A 24,272-nucleotide genomic window follows, 5' to 3' on the forward strand; every position below is an offset into this window, starting at 1 on the left:
GCCTTACTCTCTTTACGTTGAATTCCCATAATAAATTAAAAAAAAGAGCTGTTCAGCAATGAACAGCTCTTTTTAGTTATGAAAACTATTAACGATTATCGGTATAATGTAAAGTTGCCATAGAACTCACGTTTGTCGTATAATTCATCGTTCACCTCAATGATATACCAGTAGTCACCAGCTGGCAAACTACGACCGTCGTAAGTACCATCCCAACCCTCTCCTGATCTGAGCAGTGCTACACGTCTACCATAGCGGTCGAAGATGTAGAAGCGAGCATTAACGTTGTTGTCTAAGTTTTTAGGTTTCCAAACATCGTTAATTCCATCGCCATCTGGGGTGAAGAAGTTCGGTACTTCAATGTCAAGATATTCTTTCTCTATCGTCATTGTACGTACACAACCTTGTGCATCTTCCACCTTCACTTCTATGATTTTAATGCGTCTGCCATTATCTATTCGTTCAGGGTCATTATGCTTGATTTTGTATACACGGTTATCGCCACTATCTACTCCGTTGAAGTAGTAAGTATAGCCCTTCACTGTGCTAGTTACCCCTCCTGTAGCTATCACTTCTATCGTATTGAGGGTAGTATTGGTTACCTGACTCAACACAAGCGGAGTGATTTGGTCTACTGTAAAGGTCTTGCTTGTTGTACAATATCCTGTGATAGGAGCTACCGCAGTGTAATGTATATGAATAGTTTGAGTGCGGGTTGTTCTATCAAAGTTATCGATATAAGCTATATTACCTACCGTACGAGTAAAGGCTGTACGACTTGCCGTACCGTTAAGACTATAAGTTATCTTAGAGTAATCTACTTCTGTATTTCTGAAGCGTACTATCAAATGGTCTACATAGTTATTAGTATTCATTTCACAAGTACCTTCTTGTTCTACATAGCTTATAGCTATATCAGGGAACTCTTCTACAGTAAAGCTGAGTGTCTTAGTCATCGTACACTTATTAGTATCTTGTATCACTACTTGATAATAAGTGTTCTTAGGTGATGGAGCTAATCCTGAGAACGTTTCTGATGAACCTGCTGTTACTCCTGAGCGTCCGTCTATCTTTTGGTTATTATCAGCTCTCACGATATTCACTGTATAAGAACCTGTACCGCCTGCGATATTGTGAACTGTTACACTTCCTCCATTCTCACCATAGCAAGTAAAGAAGGTTGAGTTAGTCACATCAATATCAGCAGTAATAGGTTGCGGATTCGTAAAGGTATAGCTTCCTGCTACGGTTACTGAACAGTTCTTAGCATCTACTATATCCACACGGTAAGTACCTGGTTTAATACCTGTAAAGGTTGCTTCACCTTCATTAGTAGCTATTTCAGGTAAATCACTACCCGTTGCCGATGTTCTCACTAAAATATAGTGATAAGGACGTGCTCCTCCTGTTACACCTGTTACTTTAAGAGTACCGTCATCAGCATCAATACAAGTGATTGGGGTTGTGGTTACTGAAATAGTAGAGGTATTGATACCACTATATGGGTCAATAGTCACACTCAAAGTACCTGTAGCGGTTGCACAGCCTAAGGCATCGGTTACTGATATAATATAGCTACCTGCGTCTAAGCCACCAAACTCAATTCCTGGAGCACCTGCTCTCACATTAGTTTGTACGTGTGGAGTACCACCTCCTACAGGAGTAAGTGTTACAGTAAAGGTTTCTTGACCTCCTACTACTGTTAAGGCTGCTACCCCGTTCTTATTAGCACAATCGACAGATACTTTTTGTCGAGCATCTCTCACTTCTATCTCAGCAGGGTTAGAAGGAATAGTAAAGCGTGTTTTCGGTACTTTACATCCTACTCCATTCACTGTTACTTCAATATCATATGAACCACCTTTCAAGTTCACAGTAAAGCTACGTGTACCTACTGGTATCGTTGCCGAAGTAGAAGTAGCTACTGTAGCTCCCACTGAGGTAATGGTATAAGTATATCCATTTGTTGATTGATCGCCGTTAGAAAGGTCTGTATCCACTAATCCGAGTGTGATAGAACCATTATCGTTATGGCAAACCGCTCTCACTGGATTAGTTGATTCTATCGCAAAAGTATTAGGCTGTCTGATACTGTGTACGCCTGTAATGCTACAACCAGTACGTTCATTAATTACTTCTATTGTATAATTGCTATTACCAAAGCCACTTGAACCTGTAAGTGGTACACTAAGGGTAGTAGCAGTAGTAGAAGTAATAGCCACAAAGCCATTATCAGTACCTCGGATAGTATAGCGCAATGGAGTGCCTGCTATATAAGTAGGCGTTACCGTTAAGCTAATATTTATCACTTCATCTACCACACAAGTTACTGAGGTAGTTGTGGTAATGCTCATTGAGGTAAGAGCAAAGGCAGGAGCTACTGTTACGCTAGCAGTATTAGTACTACAAGTGCCTGAAGCGTCTTTTATGCTTACGTAGAAGCTACCTCCATTGAGGTTTGTTAAGGTGTACTCAGTACCTGTACCTAAACTATTACCTGCTCCGTCAAAGAACTCAGTAGTATAAGGTGGTATACCTCCTCGTATCTTACTTACATCTACGCTTACTTTTGGTGTAGTCATTCCCGCACCTCCCTCACATACATATTGAGTAGCTGAAAGAACATCTGCATCAAAGCTCAAAGGCTCTGGTGAAGTAAGTATTGTTTCTACCATTGCGGTACAACCCGTACTATTAGTAACAGTTATTTGGTATCTTACCCCTTGCGTAGTACCTCGTAGCTGTGTAAAGGTAGCATTATGAGTTCCTGCGGTTGAAGGCACAGTAGTTACCGTTACGTTGCTACCATCGGTTAAGTCTATGGCACTTGTAATTCTAAATGTATAGGTATCAGGGTCGGTAGGGATAGCTACGTCTATGCTTCCTGTTGGGGTAGCTGTGAGACCTAAGTTACATTTTTCGTTATAAGCTTGAGCTACTATAGTCGATGGGTCGATAGGTGTTGGGTCTACCACTTGAACTTCTTTCACAATAGGACAATCGCGTGTTTCAGCATCAAATATACTGATGCGGTAGGTAGCAGCTTCAGTTGGGTTGGTAATAGTTACCACACCACCTGCTGGCAAGGCTACATTCTCTCTAATAATTTCACCTGCTAACGAACCGTTGTCTAAACGCTCTAAGGTATAGCTGTATACACCTGTACCTCCAGTGGCTACTACGGTTATTTCAGCCGTAGGTGTAGCACACGTTTTTACTTTGCTCACGGTAGCCGTAGCAGTGATGATAGCCGTAGTACTGAATGTTGTACTAGTAGCACAACCATTCACATCTTTCACAACGATAGTGTGATTTACTAATGGGCTTACTTCTACCTCAAAGGCTTGATTAGCTATTGTCCAAACCACAGGCTGATCAGCACTACCATCTAAGGTGTAATAGTGGTTACCTTGACCTATCTGGTTGAGGGTCACTCTCACTGGTATCTTACCTGTTATATTGTTGTAGGCTTGGCAATTCAAAGCTGTAACATCCGATATTCTTGGTACATCAAACATTCCTATGGTTACAGTAGCGTGCTGTATACAGCCATAAGCATCGCTTACATATACATCCCAGTTACCTGCTGGCAAGTTGATGTAAGTAGAAGCTTGTGTAGTGCCTGTCATTACCGCTGGGTTATAAGCTCCACCTGCGGTTACATAACCATAAGTATAGCTTGCAGTACCTCCTTTGATATTCAACCACGCTTGACCAAGTGTACTACAAGAGGCTTTCTGAGTAGCTATAGTAGATACTTGTAATGGCACCGCTGAGCGTTTTACTTCAAATGGGAAGGCTTTCACGCAACCTGTATTTTCAGTAAACTCAATATAGTATTTACCTGCTGGCAAATTACTATTGGTGTTTTGTGTGATATGGAACGGAGCTGTTACACTTCCTCCTGCACCTACTTGTTGGTGATTATCTTCTCTGAATATCTTCCAAGTAATAGCTGTTGTGCTACCTTGGAAACTTGTTAAGGTATAGCTTACTGTACCGTCATTACCTCCTGCACATTTCACATTGGCTACTTGTAAGGTAGCACCCAATGTAGAATACGTAGGCACAGGCATAGTAGCTTGTTGAGTATATCTACAACCTGTTGTGATGTTGTACACCACAAAGGTATATTGAACACCAGGTGTTAAGTTTGGTATTTTTACAGCTACTCCTGCACCAGAAGCAGTTCCTCTATACCACGTATCAGTTCCTCCATTGAGGTTGGCGGTTGTAAATTGTTGTGCAGTAGTCGTATTTGGTGGATTTACAATTCCTGGACGATATACAGCAAAGTAAGCATTGGTAGTTGCACTGAATGTAGTGCCATTACTTGCCTTTATAACCATACTACTTGTTGTTGTACAACTTGTAGGCGTTTCAGCAGTGATAGACATTACATTAGAATTAGGATTAATTACAGTGCTAAGTTTAGTTTCACAACTATTAGCATCGGTAATGGTAATATCATAATTACCATAATCCAAACCAGTGAACTCTGTTGGCATATTATTAGAAGCGGTTAAAGTATGTGTACTTTCATAACCGTTCAAGTTATTTCTCAAATGTACTGCAAAAGGTGGAGTACCTCCTCCATTAACAAGAGTTACAGTGATAGCCGCTAAATCAGCTGCTGCTGAGGTACAGCCCATTTGTTTAGTAACCGTAGCAGTAGCAGTAAGCTGTGGTACTGCTCCTACAGTAAAGGTTTGGGAAGCCACACAACCACGATTATCGGTTAATTCAGCTACATAGTTACCTTGTGCTAAAGCAGTAGCTGATTGTACAGTTCCTCCAGTATCTTTAATCACTAAGGTATACGAAGCAGTACCTACATAGTAATCATTTGGTGTAATTGTTACTGAACCATTCGCTTTTCCACAAGTAGCTTTGGTAGTAGTGAACGGTTTCAAGAAGCGAGGTGAATCGCTTAATAAAGTGATGTAACGTTCAGCAGTACATTCGCTACCGTCAGGTTTATAGGTTACTTGGAATCTAATAACAGTAGTAGTGGCTACACTCACTGCTACAGTAGCTTGTGAAGGAGCCGTAGCTATGGTAGTATAAGTTACACCATTATCTACACTGTATTTAAATTCTTTCATTGCTGTTGGGATACCGCCTTGTGCTGTAAGGGTGTAGGTTACACTACCTCCTTTACAATCAGCATACTGTTGGGTAGTAGGCGATACCTGTAATGTCAATGGGTCGTATACTTGGGTAGTAACAGTTGTACTACAACCAAATCCATCAGTTATAACAAAGGTATGGTTTCCTGCTGGCAAAGCATCAGGATATACATAGCTATTAGTGTTGAATGAATAGATAGCTCCTCCTACACGTTGTACTTTATAATTGCCATTACCACTGAGCATTGTAATAACTACTTTCTTCTCATCTCCTGTTCTATAACAGTAAGATTGAGGTTCGGCAGTCGCTGAAATAGTAGCTTTATCTTCAATCTCAAAAGTAGTTTCTGTTTTACAGCCATTAGCATCAGTTACTACTAAACTATAGGTTCCTGCTACAAGGTTATTAAACTCATAAGGGTTAGGCGTTTTAGCAGCTGGCTGTGGAGCACTTAAAGTACCTGTTACCAATCCCACTTGATACTGATAACCTGGTGTGCCTCCAGTAGCCGATACTTTTACTTTAGCCTTTTCTCCATTGTAACAAGTTATTTTCTCCATTACTACGGCAGTAGGTACAATAGAGGTAGGTTCTCCTATCTTGTAACCCGTTTGTAAGGTAGTAATACAGTTTGGATTATTAGCATCTTGTACAGCTACTACACCGTTTTGAGTAGCACTTAATCCTGTAATGGTAAAGACCCCTTGTGCATCAAGGGTAGTCGTAGTCCAAACCGCTTGATAAGGATCAATAGAATATTTAACAGTATTAGAAGCTGGATTTATCACTCTAATACGCACTTGTCCGTCACTGGCTCCTTTACAGCTTACATTCTTCTCAGCACCATATTTCTCAATACGCATTTGCTTAAATTTCTCAATATTCACTAATTGAGAAACTTGTGAAGCACAATATTGTGTAGCTTGTGCTACTTTAATATTATCCACAGCATAATCATTGCCTAAGTTACCATAACTTGCGGCCGCTGTATTCACAATCTTAACGATAAGAGTGCCATCGGTAAGACCTGTTAATTCAGCTTCGGTAAAGGTAACACTTACATTCTTCCAGCTTGTAGCATTCACAGTGCCTACATTCTTGCCACGAAGCAGTGCTCCATCGCTCTTGTGTAATTCTACACTGAAACGAGGTGCTACTCCTGAGGTACTTGAAATAAGATTCAAGGCATTAAAACTTACAGTTATAGGAGTAAGAGCAGTTGCTCCTGTAATGCGTTTTTCATACACTAATTCGCTACTACCATTTCCTGCAATAGCCAAATAACGTCCTCCCGAAGGGTCAGTAGGCGATGGTACCCAAGAGGCATTAGTTCCTACTTGTTTAGTAACTACATAATTACCATCAGCTAAGTCACCATCAGTCTTACATACTAAACCTGTAGTGGCTCCTGATAAGCACTCATTAGCACCTTTGCCAAAATCTTCTACGTATAGTACATTAGGCGTAGTAGCTGTATTCAAAGTCTTATAGTACACAGTAATAGAGTGCGTACCTGGTGCTAACCATCTACTGAAAGTATTACCTGCGATAGCTGTTTTACCACTACCATCTATACTGTATTCATAAGTTTGACTAGTAGTTGAAGCAATCGTTACAGTTACCATTCCATAACCATTATCACAACGATAGGTAATAGGGTTGGCAACGGTAAGAGTCGGTATGGTTTGCGCAACAATATTCACAGGGATAACAATACGGCAATCCTTGCTATCTTTTACATACACATTACCAGAACCTCCCATAAAGCCAACGTTGTTGGTTCCATAAGTAGTTTCTCCATCAAAACTATAACGGTAAGGAGGTGTGCCTCCTGCAACATTGTTTACCGCTATTTTATATTGGTTACTTGCATCGCAATCTTTATCAGCTACTACTCCTGCAAAAGCTCTAAGAGGATCTTTAGTAGGAGCAATTACAATAGGTTTCTGACTGTAAGTACATATATTACCCCCTACATTCGATTTCATTTCTATCTCATAGCTTCCTGCGGGCAAACCAGTAAATAATCCTCCTGAACTTGTTTTGTAAGCAGGCGTGATGCGATTACCATTATTATCTAACTTATACAAATTAATAGTACGATTTTGGTGTTGGCTACCTGCTGGGAATATCATATTGATGTGTCCACTATTAGGATTGCTTTCACACTCAATTTCTTGAGTTACCGACAAGGTATAGCTATGTGGATCTGGTGGTGTAATCGTTACCTTGTTAGACAAAGCAAACTTACCATTATCCATATCACCTACTATAAATACATACTCTCCTACTTGGGTAATATTTGGTACATCTACATCTACGCTTGTTTGGTGTCCTAACTGTAATGCAATAGGTGTAGCAGAAGCAATTGCCGTTTGTTCGTCAGCAAATTGTTGTACTCCATTGATACTCCAAATATAGAAACGATAAGTAGGTTTACCTCCTTCAGCTTTAAGTTGTAATTTAGCAGTGTTACAATCTTTCCAACCTTTGAAGGCAGCAGTCATTGTCATTTCAGTGAGCTTATCTATCGTTACATTACCATTATACTCACAACCTGGTATTTGTACTGAGGTAACCTTAATATCATAAGTATCTTGTCGCAAGTTAGGAATACGATAATCATTTGTATTGATATTGTCAGTTCTTAGAAGTACACCTCCTTTGTAGATTTCTACCTTATAGTTTACACCACTGGTGCTAAGAGTTAATCTCACTGAACCTTGTGAATAGTTTGTTTCATCAATCTTATCAGTAAGGTTACCACTTAATCCTGCTGTAAATACTTCAAAATAGAAGTTTTCATTACAATCTTTCAAGTGTAAACGATATTTACCAGCACTATTAGCTGTAAAAGTAGCATTAGAATGTACCGGATTCCAACAATTATCATCGGTATTACGACAATCGGGAGAAGTTTCTGTACAGCCTCCACTCCATTGTTGCCATTCAAAAGCAGTGTTTTTATAGCTTACCGTAATATTCTTACTTCCTCCTTGACAGAAGTAGAAGTGGCTTGTCCAACTACCATCACCAGGACAAGTTACCCCTATATTCTGAGCTTGTGCGCGAATAGGGTCAGTAGTAGGTGAAATACCTTGATAATTGATTGTTTCTACTGTTACTACTGAAACTCCTTCACAAAAATTCGTTTTCTCTACTTTATAAACACCTGGTGAATTAGCAACAATTGATTGTTTTGTTTCTCCTGGCAGGAGGCTTCCATTCTTATACCATTGATAACTTGTAAAACCTCCTACAGCTTCAAAAGTCATCGCTCCAGTACCACAGAACACTTCCTGACGATTGCAATCCGTAGTATTTATGGTGATTGTTTCAGTACCTGCTTCCGTTTGTTGATTTCCTGTACAACCCGCAGCCCCTCCTTCGTAGTCTATATTCATAGACGTTTTCAAGAAGTTCTCACAAGGTTTTAAAAAGTCATTACAATCGCCTACAAGTTTAAGAGGAATACGTATTGTACGAGCGGGGTCTCCTGCTTTAAGCGTAGATTGCAACTGTACACCTCCTGCTGTACCTCCTATCACAAACTGATAGCTCTTAGTAGCATTATTATAGCTACTTTGAGGAAGAGGATTATTCACTGTGCCATCACCTGCCCCATTAAGGTCAGGGTTACCATTAGTAACTACGGTAGTATTAGCAGGAAGTTTTACATTTATAGTTGCTTTATTGATATTTTCTAAACCGTCGTTCTGATAAGTAAGTACATAGAAGAACTCCTGATTAGGGGTCAACTGAGTGATAGTATTCCCCGAAGTATCAGTATAACGATGGCTCGATTTTAGTTTAGTAGCGTTAGATTTCACTGTTACGGTGAAAGAACAACTAATGGTATTTCCTTTTATATCAGAAAACGCATAGGTAACAGTATGAACTCCTATATTGAAATAATATGGAGGTGTATGGCTCTTTGTAGTAGTGATAGTACCACTACAAGTGTTATAAGCCGAAGGCTCTTGCCAATTTACTGATTTACCACAGGCTCCCTGATCAGCAAAAACTGTAATATCATTAGGACAAGGTGTTCTAAACTTAATGGCATCACTTCCTGAAGCCACCTGTACAGTAGTAGATTTAGTGTATACTTTAGCATTACCACAACCTATACCTGGCTTCAAGTTATATTCAGCCAAATAGTGAGTAGTGGTCGTAATATCCTCAGAGAATGAAGGTCCCGATTGAAGTGGAGACGAAGTAGTTTTTTGTCCATTAGCATCAAGCTTAAACCATCGGATATCAAAAAGATGTCCTGATACTCCAAGAAATACTTTAACTGTATTAGTTTCGCATAATCCTGATTTATCTACTAATAAATAAGGATCAAAATCACCAGTACTATTTATCTCTATATCTTTATTTACTGTTTGGCAACGGTGAATAGTCCTCACCATATAATGCCCCATAGGTAAATTAGAGAAAATATGATAATATTGGTTTTGTGACTGCTGGTAAGTTGCTTTTTTTACAAAAGTAGTTTGAGTAGAAGTAGCACTCGGTTTAGAGTACAGCTCATAGGTAACAGGGAAAGCCACTTGCTGTCCTGTTAAATCTACTGAAATCATACCAGTGTTGTTACCACTATTACATACTGCAGGGTTTAATACAGGGTTTAATTTCACCACATCTCCTATAGTAATCTCTCCATAATCTTTACTATCTCCTATATATGGAGTAGTGGGATCTGTTAAATTAAAAGAAGTATAATTCCCAAAACTATCAGGAATAAAACCAAAGTTTCTAAATCTAGAACCTTGGGAAATATCAGCATATACCCTATATTTCCCTGGTAATAGGTTTGAAAAAGTCCCTCTATGTCCTGTTTTATAAGTATTAGTACCATCTACTTTTACAGGTTCCCAACTACGTCTACCATTAGCGTCTTGTACTTCTTTTTCTAAATAAACTCTTTCTGAAAGAGAATTATTATATACAGAACGCCCTAAATCATAATTTATCTGCCCTATTTCACAATCACGTTCATATTCCAATTTAGGAGTATAACGAGTTGCAGGTAAGAAAATATCTTTTGTAGTTGTATTATTACAAACATCAGTTACAGTAATTCTGTAATTGCCAGAAGGCAAATTAGTATAACCCAATGAACTACTAGAAGGCATCGTATATTCTATTGGATAGGTAATGGTACGTGTAACAGTAGCCGACCAACTAATCTTACCTTGATAAGTTACCGATTTTGTACCATCTACAGGAGCTATCTTAAATTTTAATGGGTAGTAAAAACCACTACCTAAATTCTGGAATAGAAAAGCTCCTGTTCCCTCATAAGAACCATAACCAGCTGGACGTAAGTTTTCCCAAATTTTATCAATCGGATTAGGAGATGTTTCTTTATTGTATATTACCTTTACTTCCGAAGTACAAGTACCTTTACAAGTAGACGGGTCAGTATAAGTAAGGCGGTAAAGTCCTTCTCCTGTACCTCCGCTTAAAGTAACAAGCCCATTATAATAAGGAGTTGTTGTCCACTGAGCTTTTCCTGAACTTGCCCCTACTGTACCCTCTTCTAAAGGAACATTTACCCAAGGACCTGCCGAGGTACCACTAGTACTTCGCTCTAATTTAAAGTTTTGTATCTTTTGCTCACTAGGCCATTCTACACGATAATCGTAAGTTCCTCCATTTAAATTAGGTAATTTTCTATTATCATAATATTTTATTTCATAAAAAAACTGTAATAGTTTTTCAATAGCTCCACAAGTACCTACTTTATGTCGTTCATATGAACGATTGCTTGTATTTAGTACTTCTGAAGAAGGACAAGAAGGTGTTGCTACTTGGTTGTCGTCCAATTTAACTCTTTCTACAATAGTATTTTTAGGTCCTTTTATAGTAATCTGTATTTCATCACCTTTACGCAGCTCGTGTGTATCTACTTCTACAGAGGTATTTCCATCATACTTAAGTTGTATTTTTTTATAGCGACGGCTTAAAATGCGTATTTCTGCATTTCCCTGCTGATTAAAATGATCTCTAAGTACTTCTCTACTCGCATAAGCGGGCAAAACAGCTCCTTTTTCCTTATCAACAAGTTCAATTTTAATCTTAAACCTATCACAGTTTATTCCCAATCTGGTGAGATAACGCTTATTTGTTTTTATCTCAATACAATCAAAATTCTTTGTATCAGCAGGTATCTGTATATTCGGAAAACGACGTGTTTCCCCACAATCATTGTGTACATTTGTAATATCTCTTATTTGTACTTTTATAGTACTATTCTGAGGAATTCTATGTCCCGCATTACCTCTTACTTCTATATAGTTATTACCTATAGGGCGAGTAAAACTTTGTGCAGGAACAAGTACTTGGTCATTCATATCAAGTAAAGTTACCTCAAAAGGACCAATTCCTCCACTAGGTATTCGGAATCTTACTCCTCCATTATCCTTTCCACAAGTAGGAGCTAAAGCCTGCAAGTTCTGGATATTCATTATCTTATAGCTAGAAATAACCTTTACGCTTTTAGCTTCAGAGTTCCCATTTTTCGCATCATATACTGTTACCGTATAGTTACCAGGATTTAAACTAGTAAAAGTATATTGCCCTGAGGTACCTCCTGCCATTCTCTCTAAACCTGAATCAGTTCCGTAACCCTCTAAGCGTACAAAATAACCTTCACTACCAGGCGCAGGACAACCCGAAGGAAGAGGTGATACTGGCTTTGCCTCTACCTTTAGCTGTGCATCGGAGTAACAAGTACCCGCCGTAGGCGTTACTTTTATGTCTATACATTGAGCTGACGCAACTCCTGCGAACATCAAAAACAAAATTGCTGATAAAAACTTTTTCATTATCATTAGTTATTAAACTATGGTATATAAAACTGCTATTCTTAAAACTAATATGTATATTATGTATACAGAGTTAGTGCGACAAAAGTAATCTTTTTTTTTTAATTACACATCATTAAAGTATATATTTTTACGTTTTTAAATCAAAAAAAATATAGGTTTTTCATTTCCAATATTTTACACTATGTTAAAGTCTTGTTAAAGTTTTACCCAAATGCATTTTAGATGTTTTTTAAGTTGTAAAAACTTTTCTTTTTGCAGAAATAAAATACGATTTCAATAATATTTTATCTAACAAATAATATAAGACACATTAAAAATATCTATAACGTTAAATTAAATATTACTAAATTACTTTACATAAAAAGTGAAGAGATGTTTTCTATTTACAACTACCTTCCTCGTGCAGGAAAATAGCCACAAATCCGATACACTTATTTTAAGAAGTTAGGCGTAATCAGTCTTTAAACCAGACTAATTACGCCTATTTTGTAGCGGGAACTGGAGGAACTCCCTTAATACTATGAAATGTAATTAGTTAGATATTAGGGCTTTATATATCAATAAGAGGTGTTAATATTTTTATTTAAGTACCAAAATCGTCCCAGTACTCCAAGTACTTTTACTTCACAACAAAGGTTGTTTGTCTCTATCTCTTTATATTCTTATTTCTTTTGTATGTTTTGTATGTAATAAAATAAATAGAGTATAAATATAAGAAAATAAAGCGATTACGTTCTGAATTTTTACATACAAATCTGCATACAAATCTTTTTGCATACAAATCTTTTTGTATGCGGAGCAAAAAAAATCCACCTAAATGGAGGTAAACCATAGGTGGATTTTTTTATTATTGTAAGTCTAACACAAATGTTTGACAATTTGCATTAACTGAAAATCTTTTATAATCGTAAGGCTGAGTATCATCTACACTATTATACAAACTTATTTGATGACTTAAATAATTAGAGCTGGTAGACCCTCCCGTAGGAATTACAACAATTTCAACACTCTTTCCTTTTTCCAGTAAAACTTTCTCTGAATCAGTATCTATACTTATATAAATAGATTTATTTAATTTATTGTTTATATCTACTGCTGACATTTGGTCTACATTAGTAATTTCATAAGTAGCTACCAATCCTTTTTTAAGAGTTACTTTATTTTGGTTTTTAGCTATTTCTTCCACATTACCCAAGCAATGGTCATTAAGAGCTTGAATATAATACTCTCTTTCTTCTAAGTTTTTTAAGAGAACTTCTCCCTTTTCATCGGTTACCCCACTGGCTACCTTGTTAGTTCCTTTTTGCAAATCCTCTGCCGTTTTGTAAAGTGTAACCGTTATTCCTGTAATAGTTTTTTGTTCTGTTATACTTATATTAAAAAGAGCTTTTGCAGTATTAGGAGCATAAATAGCTTTTACTTTTAGCTCTATTACTTGATTGTCGTTGGTGTCGTTCTTGCTACACCCTGCTATCATAGCTACCGCTAAGAATAGCACTAAAAATACTTGTTTTTTCATCGGTTTATAAATTTAAAAATTACTATGGCGCAAATATACAAAAAATTATTCACTTATTATTTTTTTTTGTTATTTTACTTCTTTATTTTCTCTTCCATTAAGGATATAATCTTATCTTTCAGACCAGAGTTTTCTTGAGTAAGTCGTTTATTTTCTTTTTTTAAGGTTTCATAATCTTCGGGCGCGTGTATGGTTTGGTGCTGGGTTATCGTGCTGCTTATATTATTGTGTGCTTGCTGTATAATAGGCGTTTCTTCTCCTATTAATTCAGATACAGCACAATTCAATACCCTTGCGATATTTTGCAGTTTATTAAGAGAAATATCGGCAATTCCATTCTCATAATCACTTATCATACGTTCAGATATACCAGATTTCTCTGATAAATCTTTTTGAGATAGTTTTTTTTGCTTTCTTAACTCTTTGATTTTCAATTTCATAAAAATAAAAAATAAAATAATATGCGAAATATTGCTTAAAAAATTTGGTTATATGCGAAATATCGCATACTTTTGCCCCGAATTAGTAACCTAAATAAGTGTTCAGAAAAAAGGTATCTAAATACGTTCCTTTTTTAGGGGACAAAGATACGTACTATATATAATATATGCAAAATATTATGCGTATTTGTCATAAAAAAAGCCCCACCACTTTGGGAAGAGCCTTTTTAGAAACTATTTACATTTCCTTAGAACAATTAGAACAATTAGTAAAATGATAAAATCAGAAACCATAAAAGTAACACTAAAACCAAATTTAGTAAAACAAATAGATGATACAGTTATCGCTGTCTTACACCTTAAAACGAGCGAAAACCAGCGCACTATAAAAAAGTGGCTCAAAGCAAATAGCGATAAACTAACTCACTATTCTTTTCTGTTAGCACTTAGTGAAATATTCAGTCTTTCTATTGAAGACCTTGTAAATATAGAACGTATAAAACCATAATACAATGAATCACATAAACCAAATTACCCGAATTCTAAACGCACTATATGATATTGACTATCTAAAAGTGTGTTGTACCACCGTTGAAGATAATATGCTTATTATTGATTTTACTTACGACAATGAAAGAGCAATTTGTTCCCTCTACAACAAAGTACCAGGTGGCTATGTTGTTACTAACCCTGGTGTAGGACAACTCTCATTTGCCCTTACCGAACCCGACAACATAAAAAACAAAAAAACAATGATAGTAGCTTTTGCCTATCCCGATGAAGATTAAATAATTTGAGTCAGTTCGTTAGTGAAGCCGCGCTACTTGCGCAATAACAGCGCGGCTTTATTTTAACTCAACTAACGACTAACTATTAAAAACTAAAAACTAATGAATAACGACTACAAATACACCCCCGAAGAACTATACGCCCACACTAACCAAGGACTTGATATACTCTACCGTTACGAACCCGCCTGCATTGGCTGTATGGGTGTCAAAAACTTCAAATTCAACAAAGGAGAACGCACCGCCTCTGCCTCTCTGTTCATTCCAAAGGGAGAGAACTTTTGGGCGATAAAAGACTTCTCCAGTGGCGAATTTATCACCCCCATACAACTCGTTCAAAAGTACACTGGCAAAGAATTTGGCGAAGCCCTCAAGGACTTATACGCCGAATTTAACGTACCCACCGCCGACAAAGTATTCCAAAGCAACGTAACATTCCGTGAGGATAGCACCCTACCCGAAAACTATTGGAAAATAAACCCAAAACCAAAAATCGAAAACCCACAAGTATATTCCCGCTTTGTAACCGCCGAACTACTCGAAAGTTTCGGTATCATCGAAATTGAATACACCGAACGCCGTACCAAAAGCGGCAAAATAATGCGTGTAACCAATACACCAGCCTACCCAATGTTCGCCTATTCCGATAACTACGAGCAATGGGCAAAAACCTATTGCCCAAAAGAAACAAACAAAGCCTACAAACACTCTTATTTCGGACAAAAACCCACCCACTACGTACACGGCTACAAGCGCATTCTTGATAAAATAGGCAATAATTATGAGCGCATAATGGAACTACAAAAACGTATGGAAAACCCCGAAACCAACGATTTAGAAAAAGAAATGTTCCAAGATGAATTAAACGAAATGCTATTGCCCTACATCATAATATGCTCTGGAGGGTCTGACGGCGTTTCCGTCGCCTCTCTATCCGAAGAATTCAATCCCGTATGGTGCAATTCCGAAGCCGAAATCATAACACCCACCATATACCACGAACTCAAAAAACTAACAAAAAATCTAATAAACCTCCCCGATTTAGACCCCTCAGGCATAAAATTCGCCTACAAATACTCACTACAATACTGGAAGCTACCCACTGCATTCCTCCCCAACTACTATTTTACCGATGAAGACGGCAACCCCAAAGGCAAAGACTTTCGCGACTACCTACTACATCGTGACTTTACACACGCCTCAAAAGAATATATAACCAAAAAATTCAAAGAACAATTAAGCGTTGCCGTATCCTGCAACTTTGTAATGCTCAACGAGCGCAAACAATACCGCGTAAACGCCCGTAACCTATTCTATTTCCTCAACTGTCATAACTTTTTCGGATACAAACCCGAATTTGTAACCGACAAAAACCCAAATGAAACCGACGATATACTAATCCAAATAAACAAACACAAAATAAAAGTACCCACCTCAAAAGATATACGCCAATACTGTCAAGAATTCCTTATCCGCCAAGGAACCTCCCCCGACGTGCTCGAAATGCTCGAAAAAACAAACGCACTACGCGCCTCCGACCTCGTCAATCTACCTGCCCGCACCCTCGATTTTACCAACTACGGTGCCGATTATCAAATCTTTTTCTTTGATAACATTTCAGTAAAAGTAACAGCCTCCGAACTCCGAACTGTAACCGATAAAGACATCACCTGCTACGTGTGGGACAAACACATTATATCCAACCGATTCACCGCCCTGCCCTCATTCTTTGAAATGTACCAAGACGAAGCAGGCAACCAGCGCGTACATATACACCAAAACGCCTGCGAGTTTATGAACTTCATCATCAATGGAAGCCGCGTACACTGGGAAACCGAAAAAGAACACAACCCCGATTTTCGCAAAGCCTATATACTCAACAGCCCACACCTTACCGAGGAACAGCAAATCACCCAAGAACGCCACTTTTTGGGCAAATGTTTTGCTATCGGATACCTCTTGCATAAATATAAAAGACGTGGCTTTGAAAAATACGTATATGTAATGGACGACAAAGTAAAAGACAGCGTAAACGAAAACAACGGACGAAGCGGTAAAGGACTAATGATTAACGGGCTACGAGAACTCGCACCCTATTTCTATCGAGGCGGTAAAAACCCCGACCTATTCCGCGACAAACACCTATTCGGAACCTACAAAGGCGAACCCCTCATATATTTTGACGACTTGCACGCCTCAATACCCTTTTCCGAAGTCTATACCTACGTAACCGACGGTATCACCGTAAACGAAAAAACCAAAGGCGACTACCATATACCCTACGAAAAAGCCCCAAAAATGGTAGGAACCTACAACCACGCCATACGCAATATGACCAGTAGCGATATAGGGCGAATCCTATTCGTAACATTTTCCGATTATTACTACTTTTCACTCACCGACAAGTTTCAACCCATCGACGACTTTGGGCACGCCTTTTTCCAAGACTGGAAAGAAACCCAATACAACCTATTCTACAACTTTATGTTGCAATGTCTACAATTTTTCCTTGCCAATCAGCACGCCCCAGTACTATCACCTATCGAAAACCTACAAATAAACACCCTCAAAGCCTCCATAGGCGACAACTTTATGGAATGGGCAGAAGAATATTTTTGTGAAGAAAACCTAAACCGAGAAATACTAAAAAAAGAAATGTACGACGACTACCGCAATGTAGTCGGCAAAATGGCAGTACAAATAAAGAATTTCAAAAAGAACATCGCCCTATTTTGCCAACTCAAAGGCTACGTATTCAACCCAAAAGATCTATGCAATTCACAAGGCTACATCAAGCGCACCGTTTACACCCCCGATAACACCCGCACCACCAAAGAATACTTCTTTGTAGGTATCCCCAAAGACGAAACCAACCCCCAAACCACACCCATAACACCCCCAACCACCACCCCGTCCCACCCGTCCAACGACGACAACGACAACGATTTATTCAACGATTTACCCTATTAAAAAAACAATGAACACCCTGCATTTAACACTCAAAAAAAAATGGTTTGATATGATTCTATTAGAAAATAAAAAAGAAGAATATCGCGAAATCAAGCCCTACTGGGCAAATCGTATCTATGCAAAAAAATACAAATACATTACCTTTCGTAATGGATATGCTCGTAATGCCCCTCAATTCACTATTGAATTAAAAAGCATAACCCCAAGTACTGGCAAGCCAGAATGGGGTGCAGAAGAAGGTAAAACCTACTTTGTGCTGCTTTTAGGGAATATTATTAACACTAAAAATATCAACAAATGATAACAGAAATTAAAGAGGGAGCATTTATATATTGCTCTAAGGATAATTTACCATATAATCTTATGGGAGTTATTACTGAAGATGGTTTAAACTTATTTCTAAAATTAATAAGAGATTGTTTTTTATTTGAAGGAGTAAGTTATGAATTTAGACAAGTTTATGATGTAACTACATCACTTATTTGGTATAAAGAAACAGAGTTTAAGAACTTGAAGTTTAAATTAGAATTCATGTCAATAGCAATCAATTCAGAAAAGATATAGAATATGAAAACCTATCTTTAAACGGAAAATTTATCAAAGATGAACACCGAAAACAGCAAAACAAATTTTAAACTAATAAAATTCTCATTAGAATTTGAACGTGGTTATTCTTGGAAAGAATTACCAGAACAGCAACAAAATAGATACGAGGGGTATGTAAAATTCAGCAATGATATAAATGAAGAATTTATCTTAAAAGTCGATGATGATATTTCATTGCAAATAATAAAATTTATAGCCAATAAACTCGCTGAAAATACCGAAAGCCTTGTGAAAAACATTACTAACTGTATAAATAACGTAAAACCATAAAACAATGAACCTCGACCTATTCTCCAAAGCATTCTCCTACTGCCTAAAGAAAGGCATAACAGTAGAGTGTGAAGCAAAAGACTACTACGGTAACCGCATACAATTGCACGTAAAACGCAAAGGCAAAATAGTAGACTCCAGCAAGCAATATTACAACAACAAAACCGTTGGCGACAAACAAAAAGAAATATATATCACGCTATATGAACGAGAATTAAAGAAAAACAAAATACCACAAACCCTATGAAAATACTCACAACCGTAAAAACAAAAAAACAACTCACCTCCCTATACCTTTCACAGTATAGCGAAAAGAACATACGTACCTATATTAATGATATAATCACACAATATCGCCCCAACGCTACTAAAAACAAAAACATAAGCCTACAAGAGTTTCTCACCTTTGTAGAGCTATACGGGACACCTCAAGGTTATGCCTTGTCAGAAGAGCTCCAACACGAAATCAAAAACCGAAAACTAAAAGTATAAAATTTGCTAATTCAAAAAATAGTCGTATGTTTGCACCGCAAAACATACATAGAGGGCGTGAACCGCTCTAATAAATAGTGCGGATTTTTTATATCCGTACCTCACCTATATAAGGTTTAGTACCCCCTTGCGGATAGTTAATGCTACCGCGACCGCCCTCGTGTGTGTTTTGCAAAGGGAAAGGCTAAACCTTTTAGTAATTTTAGCCTATTATATTTTTTCAAAAGTGCAAAATAATGAAAAAAATGTAGCAATGGTGAATAACAGTATCCTTTGCCACACGCCCAACGGTGCGACAACCGCCCCTTGCAACTTCGATATTGAAGCCGTAAGTAAGTTTTTCAAATCAGTAACCGCCAAAGAGTTTGCGAAGATGATACGTACACTCAACTACAAAGCCTCTCTTATATGGCTTGAAAACCCACAAGATGTATCACCTAATCTCACCGTCGCAATGTCCTACCTTAATGAGTTTGCTGAAGCAATAGACCCCTATTTCTACAACGACGAAATTTAATCAAAGAAATTTGCCAATTAACACATTTTGTTAATTGGCAAAATTTTTGTATCTTTGCACCATAGAAACAAAAAACACTCAAAACATTATGCCAGCAACAGTTACAAAAACAAGAGCCGTGAGTACTAAAATAAACAATAACACGGGAAAAAAGCTATCATACAGCCAACAAAAAAAGGCTATCAATGAAATTTCTAAATCTATGAATGCAGGAATGACAAGAAAATACCTGTTTGATATGCTATTTAAAACAAAAAAATGATACTCATAACAGATAGTAATATTTTAGTAAGTGCCTTAATAAAACCTAAAGGAACAACGGCTTCTATACTGAAACAAAAAAGCAATTTACAGTTTACAGCTCCCGATTATATATTTGAGGAGCTAAAGGAACATTGGGATAAAGTTGTGGCAAGTTCAGACCTAACAGAAAAAAAACTAAAAGAAGAACTGAAATACTACAAAGAACGCATAAAACTAAGTTACGTAAGTGAAATCCCAACTTCTACTTTATTGAAAGCTCACGCTTTAGTAGATGATATAGACGAAGACGATACTTTTTTTATTGCCCTTCACCTACATACAGGGCACAAAATTTGGTCTGGTGATGAAAAACTAAAAAAAGGTCTTACTAAAAAAGGCTATGGACATTTCTTTACTTCTACTGAAGAACTCAAAAAACACCTTTACAAAAGAACAACTAATAAGAAAAAATAAAGTTTCTCCCCTACTCTAATATCACAGCCCGCACAAGCGGGCTTTTTTCTTTTATAAACTGCCTTATCCTGCCCTATCCTGCCCTATTGTGCCTAATCGTTTCTATACTATTTTCTTCTCGTACTATATTTGCCTCGAATATTAATCACGTTAAATCGCATAATATGAGTATCACAGCAGACGAGATAAACAGGGGGCTACACCGCCAAGTGCGCACCGGCGCACTCTATGGTGCATTTATGCCCCCTTCCGACTGCTCCTCTACCAAGCTCGGCAACGGCGACACCTTTTTTGCTATCCAAAATATGGCAAAAACAGCACGCAAGTACCAGCACCACACCCGCGATTTAACCCTTAAGTTTTTCAGTGGAATGCCCCTCGAAAAACTGTGTAATGATATTCATCAATTCTTGTATTGGCACATTCAATACAGTATAGACGGAGACAAACAGCTACTGCGTTCCCCCGCTTGTAGCTGGCTATCACGTTTCGACGGTATAGATTGTAAAAGCTACAGCATATTTGCCTCAACAATACTCCTCAATGCAGGAATAAAGCACTATATGCGCCGTATCAAGCAAGAGATGAACCCCGACGGATTCACCCACGTATACGTAGTAGTACCGAAAAACCAAAAAACCGCAAACCTCGCACAAGGTTATTACGTAATCGACGGTACGATTAATACAACAAAAGAATTGCCATACATAGAAAAAGACGATGTATTGGTGAACGAGAATAAAGTTAGTTTGTCTTCGCCTCTACCCGTAATGGTTGGAAATGATACCCTAACTCAAAAAAGGCAAGCGTGGAAAACATTCGTAGAGGCGATAGATAACATCGGGGCTATGAATCCAAATAACCCAGAGCTAACTCACCTAAAAGCACGCGTGTACCAACTTGCCAAAGAGAATCGCACCGATGTACCTTTCAAAATTGACGGCTTTACTATCACCCTCGACGGACACAAGTACAACCTTTGGAAGAAAGAGTACGAAACACCAGCTCTCGGTGAACCAGATGTAAACCAACAATTAGAAGACTTACTGAATCAATCTTACGAAGTGGGCAAACAAAACGCAGAAGCTACGAGCGCACATCACAAGCAAAAAAGTATACAGAAAGTAAACGCCGTAGGCAATGCAGCTTCTGCCACCGCTACCGCCACCATTGTAGCTATCGGCGGAAAAGCCGCTTTAGCCTCCAACGCTGTCCCTGGCGTGGGTACCATTGTAGGGCTATGTATCGCTGCTGTTACTGCTATAGTAGCCCTTGCTATAATGTTGTGGGGCGACCCTTGCGCTGGTGCTTTCTACACCTCTGATTTTATAAATAGTGGACTAAAAGAACAATTCTTTGAGCAGTTCAAAACTACAATGAACACCCTGCGCACCAAGTTAGAGCAAGGATTGGAGCCCACCGCTACAAGTGAACTCAATAGGCTTTTGAAAGAAATAGACCTTGGTAACGCACACTATTACCACGAATGCCAAGTGCACAACCAAAAGTGTAGTACCGAAACACTAAAGAGTTACAACGTTTTTGTGAAGAATACCAAAAAAGCCGTTGATGATATGCTTGATATGCTCAAATTCAAGCTATCCGAAAATTTTAATGTAGCAATTATAGAGCGCCAAGGTAGTGTGTCAGAGCGAAGCTGGTATTTCATTGTGCCCGCTGGCAAAGATGTGATACAAGCCAAATATCGCTTTCTAAAAGTAGAAAGTCGCAATGATAAAAAAGGAATGTATCCCTACGGAAGTGAGCAGAGTTTTGACGCGTGGCTCGAAGATAACGTAACTACTTTACGGGTAGAATATGGCGCACAACAAGCCGAGAACTACCGCCGTGAAATGTTACCTTTCAAGGAAAAAATTGCTTCGATTCGCCGTAACATATACCTACCTGTCGTAACACAGGTAACAATGGAAGACGAACTAAGGCGTGAGCAATACAGCATTTATTTAAAGTATGATAAAAAGTATCAGAAAGAACTGTTAGACCTCGCTAATAATAAAGCTGACGCATATAATTTGGCAAACAAATTATTTTGGGAAGAACTCAAGAAAGTACGAGCCCAACGGCTGTACGAAGAACAACACAGCGTCGATAATATAAAGAAAATAGCCTCCCACGAAGCTAACCAGCGCGCGGGACTCGAAAATAAAAAACTCCTAAACCTCGCCCTCGTTGGCGTATTAGGTATAGGAGTCCTAACTTTCATCAGCAAAAACTAATACTTAAAAAATATGTTTGATACAATAGCAGAACAAAGAATTGAACGCGCCTCTCTATCGTCACCCTGCAAAGGATTAGGAGGTTGCAACCCACATCGTGCAAGAGCCCAACAAGCCGAAGAACATTTTGTAGAAGTACGAGACCGTTTAAATGAGCTTATCAAAGAACGAGATAATTTAAAAAACGGAAATAATCAGAAAGAATACAAATTGTTAAAAGAAAAACAAGATAACTTAGAACAAGAAGTTATCAAGTTAGACGCACAGCTCAAGCAGACCGAATTATTAGTGAATGCGTGGGAAAACAACCCGAAGCAACAAGCAGGAGTTGAGGGCTTAGGTTGGTTTGGAAAACGTTGGTGGAATAAGGCATTTTCTTGTGACACTTATACTGACCGCGAAAAAGAATGGAAAGAAAAGGTCAGACCTTATGAAGTATGGGTTGGAGAAGTTTCAACTGATATTAAAAACATACGAGCACAAATTTCACCAGACAACTTACAAATTCAACGCAACGCTATCGCTAAATTAGAAGAGCAAATTTCACAGAAGAAACAATTACTTGACAGTTATAATAAGCGTATTGCCGACTCTCGTACCAGCTACCAAGCCAATAAAGACGCTGAGAAACTTGCTCTTGAACGTGAAGCACAAGAAGCAGTAGCCAAAGAGCAAGCCAAAGCAACCGCCAAAGAACAGTCCAAGCAAACACAAACCATTATATTGGTAGGTGCAGCTCTCGTAGGTGGTTACCTATTATTCAGAAGAAAGTCACCAACCAATGTAAGTGCATAATAATGAGTTTCGTCGGAGTAACAAACGGTATTACCACAGGTCTTAATATTATAAGCCAAGGTAAAGACTTGTACGACAGCTTTGCTAACCAAGGCGGTGGTAACAGTGGCGAAGGTAATACGGTTGTGAATGAAAACCACTACCATATTACAAAGAGCAAAGAAGAGATAGAATTAGAACGCCAACGTCTCGAATTAGCTCGACAACAAGCCAGTTTCAACCGTGCCACTGCTCGAAGTAAGCACGCCGAAGATATTAGGAATAAACGTAAAATTATTGACAGTATGGCTCAGAAAAAAGAAGACAACACCCCACTATATATACTCGGAGGCATTCTCTTCTTAGGGTTCATTGTCGTAATGATGAAAAAATAACTATGGAAGCAAAATTAGCAGTATATCAATTAGCCGCCCCTTGTACCACTTGTAACGGTGGCGGTATGGGAGGATTCTTTGATTTTCTCAAAGCTAATCCCGAAAAGAAAGCTCAACGACAGCAAAACCGATTGGTGCGCCAAGAACAACGACAACAAAAACGTGTAACACGTCAAGAATTACGCTCTCAAAAAGGTGGTAATATCTTTGAACGGAACAACATTACCGTAGGTTCTACTCTTGAACGAGCAACCCAATTGCTAAATTTAGCAGGAGGTGCCGCCAATGTGATTAGTGCTTTTAAAAGCGGACAACCTGTTCGTGTTAATGGCGAAGAATTAAGTGATGAAGAGAGACAATACGTCTACGAAACCGCTATTGCTCGCCAAAATGGCACCCTTACAGAAAATAGTAGCAACGATATGTTTCAACAGCTAATGTTAGCGAAAATGTTAGATGATAATAAGAAAGACAATACCCCTCTATATATTGGATTGGGAGTAGCCGCCTTGCTTGTTGTTGTGCTAATGATGAACAAAAAATAACCTATAACAATTAATTTCATAACTCAAAAAATT

General features: G+C 38.2%; 18 protein-coding genes. 15 read left to right on the forward strand and 3 right to left on the reverse strand.

From position 1 onward, the window contains the following. Positions 1 to 95 precede the first annotated feature (95 nt). The 3 genes from HW279_RS10665 to HW279_RS10675 form a co-directional block, all read right to left on the reverse strand. The gene (locus HW279_RS10665; protein WP_178958971.1) at positions 96 to 11,972 is read right to left on the reverse strand and encodes a T9SS type B sorting domain-containing protein; all 11,877 of its coding nucleotides are present in this window, start codon (positions 11,970 to 11,972) and stop codon (positions 96 to 98) included. 844 nt (positions 11,973 to 12,816) lie between these two features. Then, positions 12,817 to 13,488 carry a prealbumin-like fold domain-containing protein gene (locus HW279_RS10670; protein WP_178958972.1) on the reverse strand — a complete coding sequence of 224 codons (672 nt, stop codon included), beginning with the start codon at positions 13,486 to 13,488 and terminating at the stop codon, positions 12,817 to 12,819. Positions 13,489 to 13,562: 74 nt separating this feature from the next. Then, entirely contained in the window at positions 13,563 to 13,928 is a 366-nt protein-coding gene (locus HW279_RS10675; protein WP_178958973.1) for a helix-turn-helix domain-containing protein, read from the reverse strand. Between the two features lie 274 nt (positions 13,929 to 14,202). On the opposite strand from HW279_RS10675, the gene HW279_RS10680 reads away from it, so the two are divergent. The 15 genes from HW279_RS10680 (at position 14,203) to HW279_RS10750 (ending at position 24,239) form a co-directional block, all read left to right on the forward strand. After that, positions 14,203 to 14,436, forward strand: coding sequence for a hypothetical protein (locus HW279_RS10680; RefSeq protein ID WP_178958974.1), 234 nt, complete (start codon positions 14,203 to 14,205; stop codon positions 14,434 to 14,436). A 4-nt stretch (positions 14,437 to 14,440) separates the two neighbouring features. Beyond that, the gene (locus tag HW279_RS10685) at positions 14,441 to 14,716 is read left to right on the forward strand and encodes a hypothetical protein (protein ID WP_178958975.1); all 276 of its coding nucleotides are present in this window, start codon (positions 14,441 to 14,443) and stop codon (positions 14,714 to 14,716) included. Between the two features lie 102 nt (positions 14,717 to 14,818). After that, positions 14,819 to 17,686: a hypothetical protein gene (locus HW279_RS10690; RefSeq protein ID WP_178958976.1), complete on the forward strand. Its 2,868-nt coding sequence runs from the start codon at positions 14,819 to 14,821 to the stop codon at positions 17,684 to 17,686. Positions 17,687 to 17,735: 49 nt separating this feature from the next. Beyond that, positions 17,736 to 17,987, forward strand: a complete 252-nt coding sequence (locus HW279_RS10695) for an ASCH domain-containing protein (protein ID WP_255495819.1) — start codon at positions 17,736 to 17,738, stop codon at positions 17,985 to 17,987. Then, complete coding sequence (locus HW279_RS10700; protein ID WP_178958978.1) at positions 17,984 to 18,250, forward strand: hypothetical protein; 267 nt, start codon at positions 17,984 to 17,986, stop codon at positions 18,248 to 18,250. Before HW279_RS10695 ends, HW279_RS10700 begins: the two co-directional genes overlap by 4 nt. Before the next feature lie 39 nt (positions 18,251 to 18,289). Continuing rightward, entirely contained in the window at positions 18,290 to 18,562 is a 273-nt protein-coding gene (locus HW279_RS10705) for a hypothetical protein (RefSeq protein ID WP_178958979.1), read from the forward strand. Between the two features lie 4 nt (positions 18,563 to 18,566). Continuing rightward, positions 18,567 to 18,809 (forward strand): hypothetical protein, encoded by a 243-nt coding sequence (locus tag HW279_RS10710; RefSeq protein WP_178958980.1) that lies wholly within the window; start codon positions 18,567 to 18,569, stop codon positions 18,807 to 18,809. Next, entirely contained in the window at positions 18,806 to 19,054 is a 249-nt protein-coding gene (locus HW279_RS10715) for a hypothetical protein (RefSeq protein ID WP_178958981.1), read from the forward strand. Before HW279_RS10710 ends, HW279_RS10715 begins: the two co-directional genes overlap by 4 nt. A gap of 226 nt (positions 19,055 to 19,280) precedes the next feature. Beyond that, positions 19,281 to 19,571, forward strand: coding sequence for a hypothetical protein (locus HW279_RS10720; protein ID WP_178958982.1), 291 nt, complete (start codon positions 19,281 to 19,283; stop codon positions 19,569 to 19,571). A 34-nt stretch (positions 19,572 to 19,605) separates the two neighbouring features. Next, positions 19,606 to 19,833, forward strand: coding sequence for a hypothetical protein (locus tag HW279_RS10725; protein ID WP_178958983.1), 228 nt, complete (start codon positions 19,606 to 19,608; stop codon positions 19,831 to 19,833). Beyond that, positions 19,830 to 20,288, forward strand: coding sequence for a PIN domain-containing protein (locus HW279_RS10730; RefSeq protein WP_178958984.1), 459 nt, complete (start codon positions 19,830 to 19,832; stop codon positions 20,286 to 20,288). Before HW279_RS10725 ends, HW279_RS10730 begins: the two co-directional genes overlap by 4 nt. 164 nt (positions 20,289 to 20,452) lie before the next feature. Next, positions 20,453 to 22,525: a hypothetical protein gene (locus HW279_RS10735; protein WP_178958985.1), complete on the forward strand. Its 2,073-nt coding sequence runs from the start codon at positions 20,453 to 20,455 to the stop codon at positions 22,523 to 22,525. A gap of 12 nt (positions 22,526 to 22,537) precedes the next feature. Continuing rightward, entirely contained in the window at positions 22,538 to 23,320 is a 783-nt protein-coding gene (locus HW279_RS10740) for a hypothetical protein (protein WP_178958986.1), read from the forward strand. Positions 23,321 to 23,322: 2 nt separating this feature from the next. Beyond that, complete coding sequence (locus HW279_RS10745) at positions 23,323 to 23,694, forward strand: hypothetical protein (RefSeq protein ID WP_178958987.1); 372 nt, start codon at positions 23,323 to 23,325, stop codon at positions 23,692 to 23,694. A gap of 2 nt (positions 23,695 to 23,696) precedes the next feature. Beyond that, positions 23,697 to 24,239 (forward strand): hypothetical protein, encoded by a 543-nt coding sequence (locus HW279_RS10750; protein WP_178958988.1) that lies wholly within the window; start codon positions 23,697 to 23,699, stop codon positions 24,237 to 24,239. Positions 24,240 to 24,272 lie beyond the last annotated feature (33 nt).

The organism is Capnocytophaga sp. oral taxon 903 (assembly GCF_013394785.1).
Taxonomy (GTDB): Bacteria; Bacteroidota; Bacteroidia; order Flavobacteriales; family Flavobacteriaceae; genus Capnocytophaga; species Capnocytophaga ochracea.

Bases quoted from the DNA above. Each gene is read 5' to 3' on its own strand.
- HW279_RS10705 (WP_178958979.1), top strand. From the start codon at position 18,290: ATGAACACCGAAAACAGCAAAACAAATTTTAAACTAATAAAATTCTCA.
- HW279_RS10730 (WP_178958984.1), top strand. From the start codon at position 19,830: ATGATACTCATAACAGATAGTAATATTTTAGTAAGTGCCTTAATAAAA.
- HW279_RS10690 (WP_178958976.1), top strand. From the start codon at position 14,819: ATGAATAACGACTACAAATACACCCCCGAAGAACTATACGCCCACACT.
- HW279_RS10745 (WP_178958987.1), top strand. From the start codon at position 23,323: ATGAGTTTCGTCGGAGTAACAAACGGTATTACCACAGGTCTTAATATT.
- HW279_RS10665 (WP_178958971.1), bottom strand. From the start codon at position 11,972: ATGATAATGAAAAAGTTTTTATCAGCAATTTTGTTTTTGATGTTCGCA.
- HW279_RS10715 (WP_178958981.1), top strand. From the start codon at position 18,806: ATGAAAATACTCACAACCGTAAAAACAAAAAAACAACTCACCTCCCTA.
- HW279_RS10695 (WP_255495819.1), top strand. From the start codon at position 17,736: ATGATTCTATTAGAAAATAAAAAAGAAGAATATCGCGAAATCAAGCCC.
- HW279_RS10740 (WP_178958986.1), top strand. From the start codon at position 22,538: ATGTTTGATACAATAGCAGAACAAAGAATTGAACGCGCCTCTCTATCG.
- HW279_RS10670 (WP_178958972.1), bottom strand. From the start codon at position 13,488: ATGAAAAAACAAGTATTTTTAGTGCTATTCTTAGCGGTAGCTATGATA.
- HW279_RS10710 (WP_178958980.1), top strand. From the start codon at position 18,567: ATGAACCTCGACCTATTCTCCAAAGCATTCTCCTACTGCCTAAAGAAA.
- HW279_RS10750 (WP_178958988.1), top strand. From the start codon at position 23,697: ATGGAAGCAAAATTAGCAGTATATCAATTAGCCGCCCCTTGTACCACT.
- HW279_RS10685 (WP_178958975.1), top strand. From the start codon at position 14,441: ATGAATCACATAAACCAAATTACCCGAATTCTAAACGCACTATATGAT.
- HW279_RS10735 (WP_178958985.1), top strand. From the start codon at position 20,453: ATGAGTATCACAGCAGACGAGATAAACAGGGGGCTACACCGCCAAGTG.
- HW279_RS10675 (WP_178958973.1), bottom strand. From the start codon at position 13,928: ATGAAATTGAAAATCAAAGAGTTAAGAAAGCAAAAAAAACTATCTCAA.
- HW279_RS10680 (WP_178958974.1), top strand. From the start codon at position 14,203: ATGATAAAATCAGAAACCATAAAAGTAACACTAAAACCAAATTTAGTA.
- HW279_RS10700 (WP_178958978.1), top strand. From the start codon at position 17,984: ATGATAACAGAAATTAAAGAGGGAGCATTTATATATTGCTCTAAGGAT.